The sequence below is a fragment of the Ruminococcus sp. 1001136sp1_2201st1_G3_2201SCRN_220225 genome, from assembly GCF_040924365.1.
In the GTDB taxonomy this organism is placed as follows: domain Bacteria; phylum Bacillota; class Clostridia; order Lachnospirales; family Lachnospiraceae; genus Blautia_A; species Blautia_A faecis.
Map to the genome: position 1 here is coordinate 1 of NZ_JBCOME010000091.1, position 9,806 is coordinate 9,806.

The 9,806-nt window shown below is 45.1% G+C and carries 8 protein-coding genes and 1 pseudogene; all 9 read right to left on the minus strand.

Features of this window, described 5'->3' with window-relative positions; genetic code table 11:
* Positions 1–243 (minus strand): annotated as a pseudogene (locus AB5642_RS19030) (stage IV sporulation protein A); the annotation flags it as partial.
* A 154-nt stretch (positions 244–397) separates the two neighbouring features.
* Complete coding sequence (locus tag AB5642_RS19035; RefSeq protein WP_118578428.1) at positions 398–2,086, minus strand: [FeFe] hydrogenase, group A; 1,689 nt, start codon at positions 2,084–2,086, stop codon at positions 398–400.
* A gap of 12 nt (positions 2,087–2,098) precedes the next feature.
* Positions 2,099–3,970 carry an NADH-quinone oxidoreductase subunit NuoF gene (locus AB5642_RS19040; protein ID WP_118578429.1) on the minus strand — a complete coding sequence of 624 codons (1,872 nt, stop codon included), beginning with the start codon at positions 3,968–3,970 and terminating at the stop codon, positions 2,099–2,101.
* Positions 3,967–4,446, minus strand: a complete 480-nt coding sequence (locus AB5642_RS19045) for an NAD(P)H-dependent oxidoreductase subunit E (RefSeq protein ID WP_148462597.1) — start codon at positions 4,444–4,446, stop codon at positions 3,967–3,969. Before AB5642_RS19045 ends, AB5642_RS19040 begins: the two co-directional genes overlap by 4 nt.
* A gap of 293 nt (positions 4,447–4,739) precedes the next feature.
* Positions 4,740–5,714, minus strand: coding sequence for a GTP 3',8-cyclase MoaA (gene moaA / locus AB5642_RS19050; RefSeq protein ID WP_173718663.1), 975 nt, complete (start codon positions 5,712–5,714; stop codon positions 4,740–4,742).
* Positions 5,707–6,135, minus strand: a complete 429-nt coding sequence (locus AB5642_RS19055) for an MOSC domain-containing protein (RefSeq protein WP_173718662.1) — start codon at positions 6,133–6,135, stop codon at positions 5,707–5,709. The genes moaA and AB5642_RS19055 overlap by 8 nt, the downstream gene beginning before the upstream one ends.
* 223 nt (positions 6,136–6,358) lie before the next feature.
* Positions 6,359–7,213 (minus strand): bifunctional 5,10-methylenetetrahydrofolate dehydrogenase/5,10-methenyltetrahydrofolate cyclohydrolase, encoded by an 855-nt coding sequence (locus AB5642_RS19060; protein ID WP_173718661.1) that lies wholly within the window; start codon positions 7,211–7,213, stop codon positions 6,359–6,361.
* Between the two features lie 132 nt (positions 7,214–7,345).
* Positions 7,346–7,975, minus strand: a complete 630-nt coding sequence (locus AB5642_RS19065) for a cyclodeaminase/cyclohydrolase family protein (RefSeq protein ID WP_118578433.1) — start codon at positions 7,973–7,975, stop codon at positions 7,346–7,348.
* A gap of 100 nt (positions 7,976–8,075) precedes the next feature.
* Complete coding sequence (locus AB5642_RS19070; protein ID WP_118578434.1) at positions 8,076–9,761, minus strand: formate--tetrahydrofolate ligase; 1,686 nt, start codon at positions 9,759–9,761, stop codon at positions 8,076–8,078.
* Between the last annotated feature and the right edge of the window lie 45 nt (positions 9,762–9,806).

Genomic DNA, 9,806 nt, shown 5'->3' on the forward strand with positions numbered 1-9,806 from the left:
TGATACAGCTTCTTTTGGGATAAATTTGGGTTCCACAGTTGTGATCATTTTTCCGGAACCACTTAATGGAAGCTGGTCCCTGACCTCTTTCTGCATTTTTTCATCCATTCCGGGCAAAGCCACCAGTTCCATAAATCTGCGGATAAATGTTGATTTTCCTGTACGGACAGGGCCTACAACGCCTATGTATATATCGCCTCCGGTTCTGGCCTGTATATCACGGTAAACCTGAAAATTTTCCATACAAAAAAGCCCTCCTGCCTGATTATTTAAAGGTCTGCAAGATTTGTTTACAGCGTAATGCTTATATTCTTCCTCTAAATAATATGCAGTCGGGCTTTTTATTATACCAGTCTTAATTATTCTCTGGAGCGTGTCCAGCTACTATACATCAGCATCAATAGAAGTCATTGTGGAGCAGTTTGTGCTCTTTTCCTTTGAGCAGTCCCTGATACAGTTCCAGAACCATAGGATTCTCATCGGATTTCTTGATCAGCATAGTATTGTCAGCATTATACAAACCTTTCGCTCTTGCAGCTTTGGTTCTGTCACCGGCCCGTACCGGCTGGCCACCGCCCATAATACAGCCACGGCGGCATGCCATTACTTCAATGAGATGATAGTTTGCTTCGCCGTTCTTTACACGTTCCATAACGGTTCTTGCATTTGCAAGACCACTGGCCACACATACATTGATATCCATTCCCTTGTATGGAACTGTGAATTCTTTGATTCCCTCATCTCCACGGACACCACACTCAGAAATCTCCCGCATGGTCTCCTTGGAATGATCCGGGCTTAAGCGGCGTAGAACCGCCTCTGTAACACCGCCGGTAACACCAAAAATAACACCTCCACCGGAGCCAAATCCAAATGGCATATCACATGCTTCAGGCTCTAACTGTGCAAAATCAAGGCCAAAGTTATCGATCATGCGCAGCAGCTCTGTGGTTGTAATTACAATATCCGTATCCTGTTTCTCATCGGTAAAACTGTTCGGACGGATTGCCTCAGCCTTCTTGGCTGTACATGGCATAATAGATACCATAACGGTCTTTTTACCCTTGGCATTCTCCGGATCACGGAAGTATTCTTTAATAACTGCAGACATCATTCCCTGTGGGGATCTGCAGGTAGACAAATTCGGGATATAATCCTTATACTGGTCTGTAATAAATTTCACCCATGCAGGGCAACAGGAGGTAAGAAGTGGAAGTTTCTCCCCCTTCTCAACTCTTTTTAGAAATTCTGCTGACTCCTCCATAATAGTAAGATCGGCGCTGAAAGTAGTATCATAAATCTCGTCAAATCCCATTCTGTGGAGTGCATTGACAATTTTGCCCATTACGCTCCGTCCCTTCGGAAGACTGTAATGATCACCTACCGCAACACGAACTGCCGGCGCAATCTGTGCTACTACACGTACATCCGGATCTGCAAGAGCTTCCCAGACTTCATCCATATGCGTCTTAATGGAAATGGCACCTGTCGGACAATATACACGGCACTGTCCGCAGTTTACACACTGGGTTTCTGCTATTTTCTTATTAAACGCAGGAATTACAATAGCCTCTGTTCCACGGTATGCAAAGTTCAATGCTCCGATTCCCTGAAGCTCCTCGCAGGCACGGACACAGTCACCACAGAGGATACATTTGTTCGGGTCACGGATCAGAGATGGTGAACTGTCATCAATCTCATACTGCTCTCTTGTATTCTGAAAACGGATGTTATGTACTCCAAGACGGTGAGCCAGCTCCTGAAGCACGCATTCTCCACTCTTTACACAGGTTGTACAGTCACGGCAATGTGCTGCGAGAAGCAGTTCCACAATCAGTTTCCTGTATTTTTTGATCTTACCTGAGTTTGTATAAATTACCATTCCATCCCTTGGCTCCTCAGAACAGGAAGCGAAGGTTCTTCCTCTGTCATCCTCTACTGTGCACAGACGACAGGCTCCAAAAGTGGAAACCTCTGAGTGATAACAAAGTGTAGGAATATTAATGCCTGCCTTGCGGATTACGGTCAGGACATTTTTTTCATCTGTAAATTCGACTTTTCTGCCGTCAATCGTCATTGTACCCATAATCTGTCCTCCCTACATTTCCACATATATTGCATCAAAGTTACAGTTATCCTTACAGCTGCCGCACTTGATGCATACATCATTATTAATATGATAAGGTGATTTAATCTTGCCGGAAATTGCCCCGGCAGGACAGTTCTTGGCACATTTTCCGCAGCCGATACAGAATTCCGGATTAATGTGGAACTGACGGAGTGCTGTGCAGACCTTTGCCCGGCACTTCTTGTCCCGGATATGCTCTTCGTATTCCTCGCGAAAACGCTTCATGGTACTGAGGACAGGAAGAGGTGCACTCTTTCCAAGTCCGCAAAGAGCCATGCTCTGAACCATTTTGGCAAGCTCTTCCAGCTCGTCAAGATCAGACATCTCCCCATTGCCTGCTACAATCTTCTCCAAGATCTCCAGCATACGCTTGGTACCCTCACGGCATGGAACGCATTTTCCACAGCTCTCCCGCTGGGTAAAGCTCATGAAGAAACGGGCAACTTCTACCATACAGGTATTCTCATCCATGACAACAAGACCGCCTGATCCCATAATAGCATCAAGCTTCTTTACAGAATCAAAATCAAGAGGAGCATCCAGCTGGTCTTCTACAAGACATCCGCCAGATGGTCCGCCAATCTGAACGCCTTTAAATGCAGCACCGCTCTTCAGACCGCCGCCAATATCATAAATAATCTCACGAAGTGTTGTTCCCATTGGAACTTCAATAAGACCTGTATTCTCAATTGCTCCGGTCAGTGAGAAGGTCTTGGTTCCCGGGCTTCCCTCTGTTCCGATGGTGTGGAACCAGTCAGCACCCTGTATGATAATCTTCGGAACATTTGCGTAAGTCTCAACGTTATTTAATACAGTTGGCTTGCCCCACAGACCTTTCTCGACAGTACGAGGTGGTTTTACACGAGGCATACCTCTGTTTCCCTCAATGGAAGAGGTAAGGGCAGAACCTTCACCACATACGAAAGCTCCTGCACCACGATTAATATGCAGATGGAAATTCACACCGCTGCCAAGGATATGATCTCCAAGGAGACCATATTTCTCAGCCTGGGAAATAGCAAGACGAAGTCTGGCTACGGAAAGAGGATACTCTGCACGAACATATATGTATCCGTTCTCAGCGCCAACTGCGTAAGCGGCAATGATCATGCCCTCGATCATCTTATACGGATCGCCTTCCATAACGGAACCATCCATAAATGCTCCCGGGTCACCCTCATCACCGTTACATACTACATATCGGGTTTTCTCAGCCTGTCTGGCTACCTGTGACCACTTCTTACCAGCCGGGAAACCGGCGCCTCCGCGTCCGCGAAGACCAGATCTGGTAACTTCATCAATTACATCCTGGGGAGTCATCTCTGTAACTGCCTTGGCAAGAGCAGAAAAACCGCCTGCTGCAATATATTCGTCAATGGATTCCGCGTCAATCTTACCACAGTTTTCAAGAACGATCCTGGTCTGACGGTTAAGGAACGGGATATCCTCAGGCTTCGGACAGATTTCATCTCCATGGCGGTAAAACAGACGATCTACAGGATGTCCAAGGCGTACAGTTCGCTCCACGATCTCCAGGCAGTCCTCCTCCTGAACATGTACATACTGATATCCGTATGGTTCAATCCTTACAAGAGGTCCCAGCTCGCAAAGACCCTGGCAGCCAGTCTTGATAACGCCTACGTGAGGGATATCTTTCTGCATTTCAATCTCTACACCATCAATACCTTCACAGAGTCTTACCATCTCATCATAGATTTTCTGAGCACCGGAAGCCATACATCCGGTACCGGAACAGACAAGAACACGGCATGTGAAGCTCTGGATATTCTGTTCGATCTCAGCTTTTTTGCTTTGCAGCTCTTCTTTACTGTTAATCCTCATCCGTTCTCACCTCTCAATCTGTTAATAAGCTCTACTACCTTCTCCGGTGTCATCTTGGCATGCACTTCTTCATTCACCATACAGGTGGGAGCAAGCCCGCAGGCACCAAGACAGGATACAGTCTCCACAGTGAACATCATGTCATCTGTGGTATGCTTCTTATTGCTTAATCCCAGTTCTTTCATGAATGCTTCTTTAACCGGGATTGACTTTCTTACATGACAGGCTGTGCCATCGCATACCTTGATAATGTATTTTCCTTTAGGTTCAAAAGAAAAGTTCTCATAAAAGGTTGCAACACTGAAGGCCTTCGCTTCAGTAACGCCGATCTGTCCGGCTACGTAGGTCAGAAGTTCTGCAGGCAGGTACCGATATTCCGCCTGGATATCCTGCATGATAGGGATTAATGAGGCAGCACACCGCTCATAATGCTCAATAATCTCATCTGCTTTCTTGTAATATGACTGATCTACCATTTTGTTAACCTCCTTACTTGCCAGATGCCTCCAGGTCTTTTGTCCCCGTCCTCCAAAGCTTCCGGCTTTGCGTATTTTTTAACAGACATGACTATTTTTGTAATGAAATTATATATTTTTTTGTTCATTTTGGCAAGCAAATATGAATAAGTTTATTTATTAACAATATTTTTGCACAATTTTGTATCTGGAATTATATTGAAATATACAAAAAGCCGGATTGCTTAAGTTGTACAAATGATACAACAGCAAATCCGACTTTTCTAAATTGTGTTTTCTTTTATTTTTCAAAATCATCCACCGATTTGAGCCATGATGTGGGATTCTTCGTTTCCCTTCTTATGTTCCTGAAAATTGTGGCCTACAGGCTTTTCATAAATGACTTTTTCTATCGTTTCTTTAAGCATCCCATCAGAACAACCACTTCGAAGCAAAACCTTCAGATCTGCTCCGTCCTCAAATTGCAGGCAGCCTTTCAGAAATCCGGTAGAAGTAAGCCTTACACGGTTGCATCTGTCACAGAATTTGTGGGACAGGGCACTGATAAATCCGATCCTGCCTGTAAACTTCTCAAGGGTATAATAATGACAGGGACCATTTCCAAGCTTTTCTTCCGTTGGTGTCATTGACCCATATTCCTTTTCCAGAACAGACTTTATCTGTTCCTCTCCCCTGGCTGTAAACTCCTTGCCCAGACCGATTGGCATCATTTCAATGAAACGCACATGAAGAGGATTCTCCTTTGCAAGAGCTGCCACCTGTAAAAGTTCCTCGTCCGACTGAAAAGTGGGGACACAGTTCAATTTCACTTTCAGGGAAGGGTAGGAAAGTGCTGCCCTAAGTCCCTTTAAAACCTGGTGAAAATCATCCCTGCGGGTGATTTTGCGAAATGTGGTTTCTTCTAAAGTATCCAGACTGATGTTTACGGCATCCAGACCGGCCTCCATCAGGCCCGGAAGCTGTTCTCCCAAAAGGATTCCGTTGGTGGTCAGTGTAACCTGGCAGATCCCGGGAATGGCTTTCAGCTCTTTTACTAATGGGGTGCAGATTCTGCGGACAAGAGGCTCTCCTCCTGTCAGTTTGATTCTGGAAATCCCAAGTTCACTGGCCGCCTTACAGATTCTCACGATTTCATCTGTATCAAGAAGTTCTGTCCTTGGAATCTGACGGATTCCCTCTTCCGGCATACAGTAGATACAGCGGAGATTGCACCTGTCTGTCAAAGATATCCGCAGATAATCAATATTTCTTCCGTATCTGTCAAGCATAAACCATTTCATCTCCCTCAGAGATCACACCGCCTTTGATTACTTTGGCAAAAACACCTTCGCGGGGCATAATGCAATCTCCCATGATCTTGAAAATCTCGCAACCGTTGTGACACTGCTTTCCAATCTGCGTAATTTCCAGAATCACATCGTTGCATTTCAGACGGGTTCCTACTGGAAGGGTCTTAAAGTCAAATCCCTGTACGATCAGATTTTCCCCGAAAGCACCATCCTTTACCGGTGCGCCTTTTGCCTTAAATTCTTCTATTTTTTCATAAGACAGAAGGCTGACCTGACGATGCCAGTTTCCTGCGTGGGCGTCATTCTCCAGTCCATAATTTTCAATCAGTTTTACAGTGTGCACATTGACCTTCTGAGTTCCTCTTTTAACACTGATGTTCACTGCCATCACTTTTCCCATAGTGAGTTACCTCCATATATCTGTACCCTCTATAGTACAATATCTTACTGAGAAAAGCAAATTTTTTGTAATAGCAAAACAAACTTTTGCCGCAATAAGGATTTCAACAAAATTTTCTGCAACAAAAAAACTCTCCAGTTTTTACTCTGAAGAGTTTTTCTTCCGCTTGTACACATGATGTACTTCAGGTACATCGTTCTATTAGTTCAAAACCAATTAACTATTAAGCGTTCACTTTGCGCATAGCAGCCTCTACAACATGTCCAACCAGGACAGATGTTGTAACGCTTCCAACTCCGCCAGGAACTGGTGTAATAGCATCTACGATCGGCTCTACTGCTGCGTAGTCAACGTCTCCGCAGAGCTTGCCTTCTGCATTTACGTTGATTCCTACATCAATAACTACCTGTCCTGCTTTTACATAATCAGCGCCAACAACGCCAGCACGGCCTGCTGCTACGATGATAATATCCGCTTCGCGTGCCACAGTCGGCATATCGACTGTTCTTGTGTGGCAGATGGTTACAGTTGCGTTTTTCTTAACAAGCATCATAGCTGCCGGTTTACCTACAACAAGGCTTCTTCCGATTACTACTGCCTTCTTACCTGTGCAGTCGATTCCGTAATGATCAAGGATTTCCATACATGCCTGTGGTGTACATGGCGGGAAACCGATCTTCTTGCCTGTAAAAACACCAGACATGGAAAGGTCTGTCATACAGTCAACGTCTTTCTCAGGAGCAAGTGCATTCTCGATCACAGCCTGATCCAGATGTTTCGGAAGCGGACGGAACAGAAGTACACCATGGATATGATCGTCTTTGTTTACCTTATCAATAACTGTAAGAAGTTCTTCCTGAGCAACATCCTCCGGAAGAAGAATTTTCTCACATACAACGCCTAATGTCTCACAACGCTTTGTTGCACCCTTCTCATAGGAAATATCACTTGGATTCTCTCCTACACGGATAATGCAAAGTGTGGGGTTAACGCCTTTTTCCTGAAGAGCTGCCACATTTCCTTTGATACGCTCGTTTAATGCAGCAGTTACTTCTTTACCTAATAACTGTTTTGCCATTTTTAAGTAATCTCCTTATATTATGATAAATCCAGTCATGCTCATACCAGTTTCATGGTAATACAGCATTTTGAGACCGCCAAAAGGACTTGCAGGATTTTGCTCCTGCCAGTTCTTTTCTTTTTTTTATCTTTATTTCAGTCTGCCAAGTACGCTGTCAAATGTCTCGTCTGCAAGCTTGCAGTATTTTTCAAGCATTGCATCAGCCTTTGCATTTAATTCTTCTGCATACTCTCTGTCTGCCATGGACTTTGTGTTGATATAAACGTTCAGGCTTGCACCTTTTAATGCAGCTTTGCAGAAGGTTGCAGCTACACCAGCGTCACTGATGGCAAGCTTGGAGCCTTTTGCAGCAAATTCCTTGATCAGGTCAAGTGCCTCACAGCATTTCTCCATGATTTCCATAGGAACAGAGCAGGCATCTTTTAATACGATTGCCATAACTCTTGCTTTTTCAGCTTTCTCTTCTTCTGTTTCTTTCGGCATTCCATATGCTTTGGAAAGCGGCTCGAATACTTCGGCGTCACGCTCGATCAGACGAAGGAAATCTTTCTGAAGCTGGTCGCATTTACCTTTCAGCTCCCACATTTCTTCCTCAACATCAGCATATTTCTTCTTACCAACAGTAAGGCTTCCTACCATGTTTCCAAGTGCAGTTCCCACAGCACCTACCAGTGCAGATGCTCCGCCGCCGCCTGGAACCGGGGCTTTAGAAGCAAGAACTTCTACAAATTCTGTACATGTACTTGTTGAAAATCCCATTTCGTTGTCTCCTTATTGTTCTTAGTCATCATGTAAGCCATGACCTTTTTATAACGCCAGGCGGACAGGTATATCCGCCTGATGTTTCTTTTTTCTTTGATTAGAACAGACCTGTGATCTTACCAGTCTCGTCAACGTCGATTCTCTCAGCTGCCGGAACTTTCGGAAGACCTGGCATGGTCATGATCTCACCAGTCAGTGCAACAACAAATCCAGCACCTGCGGAAACCTTCAGGTTACGAACTGTGATCTCGAAATCTGTCGGTGCACCGAGTTTTGTCTGGTCATCTGTTAAGCTGTACTGAGTCTTTGCAACACAGATCGGGCAGTTGCCAAAGCCAAGAGCTTCTAACTGTTTTGCCTGTTTCTGAGCGTTTGCTGTGAGAACAACTTTCTTTCCGCCGTATACTTTCTGAACGATCTGGTTCAGCTTATCCTCTATAGAACCGTCAAGCTCATAGGAATAAGAGAAGTCATTTGGCTCTTCGCAGAGACGGATTACTTCCTCAGCAAGCTTCAGGCCGCCTTCACCGCCTTTTGCCCATACTTCGGAAAGTGCAACGTTAACACCAAGCTCTTTACATTTTGCTTCAACAAGGTCAAGCTCTGCCTTGGTATCGGTCGGGAATGCGTTGATTGCAACAACACATGGAAGTTTGTAAACATTTTTGATCGTGTTTACATGTCTTAAAAGGTTCGGGATACCTTTCTCAAGAGCCTCAAGGTTCTCATTGTTAAGGTCTGCTTTTGCAACACCGCCGTTGTATTTAAGGGCACGTACAGTAGCAACGATCACAACTGCATTTGGATGAAGACCTGCCATACGGCATTTGATGTCAAGGAATTTCTCTGCACCAAGGTCAGCACCGAATCCAGCCTCTGTGATGGCATAATCAGCCAGCTTCATAGCCATCTTAGTAGCTGTTACAGAGTTACATCCATGAGCGATGTTTGCAAATGGTCCACCGTGAACGATTGCAGGTACATGCTCCAGAGTCTGAACCAGGTTTGGTTTCAGAGCGTCTTTCAGAAGAGCTGTCATAGCACCTTCTGCGTGAAGATCACCAGCTGTTACCGGTTTCTGCTCAGATACTTTGCCATATGTATAACCAATGATCATCTTGGAAAGTCTATTCTTCAGGTCTGTGATGTCGCTTGCAAGACAGAGAACTGCCATGATCTCGGAAGCAACTGTGATGTCATAACCGTCTTCACGAGGCATACCGTTTGTTCTTCCTCCAAGACCATCGATCACGTTACGAAGCTGACGGTCGTTCATGTCCACGCATCTCTTCCATGTGATCTTACGTGGGTCAATGTTCAGTGCATTGCCCTGGAAAATGTGGTTGTCGATCATTGCTGCAAGAAGGTTGTTTGCAGCTCCGATTGCATGGAAGTCACCTGTGAAATGAAGGTTGATATCCTCCATTGGAACAACCTGTGCGTATCCGCCGCCTGCAGCGCCGCCCTTAACACCGAATACCGGTCCAAGAGATGGCTCACGAAGTGCAACCATTGCGCTCTTTCCAAGTCTCTGCATTCCATCAGCAAGTCCTACAGTTGTAGTTGTTTTTCCCTCACCAGCCGGGGTCGGGTTGATTGCTGTTACAAGGATCAGTTTTCCGTCTTTCTTGTCGCTCTCTTTTAAGAGATTGTAGTCGATTTTTGCCTTATACTTTCCATACTGCTCCAGGTATTTGTCATCAATACCAGCTTTCTCTGCAATCTGGGTAATCGGCAGCATTTCGCATTCCTGTGCGATTTCAATGTCACTCTTGTATCCCATTGTAACTTACCTCCTTTTTACGTCACCGCTGTTACAGCATGACGC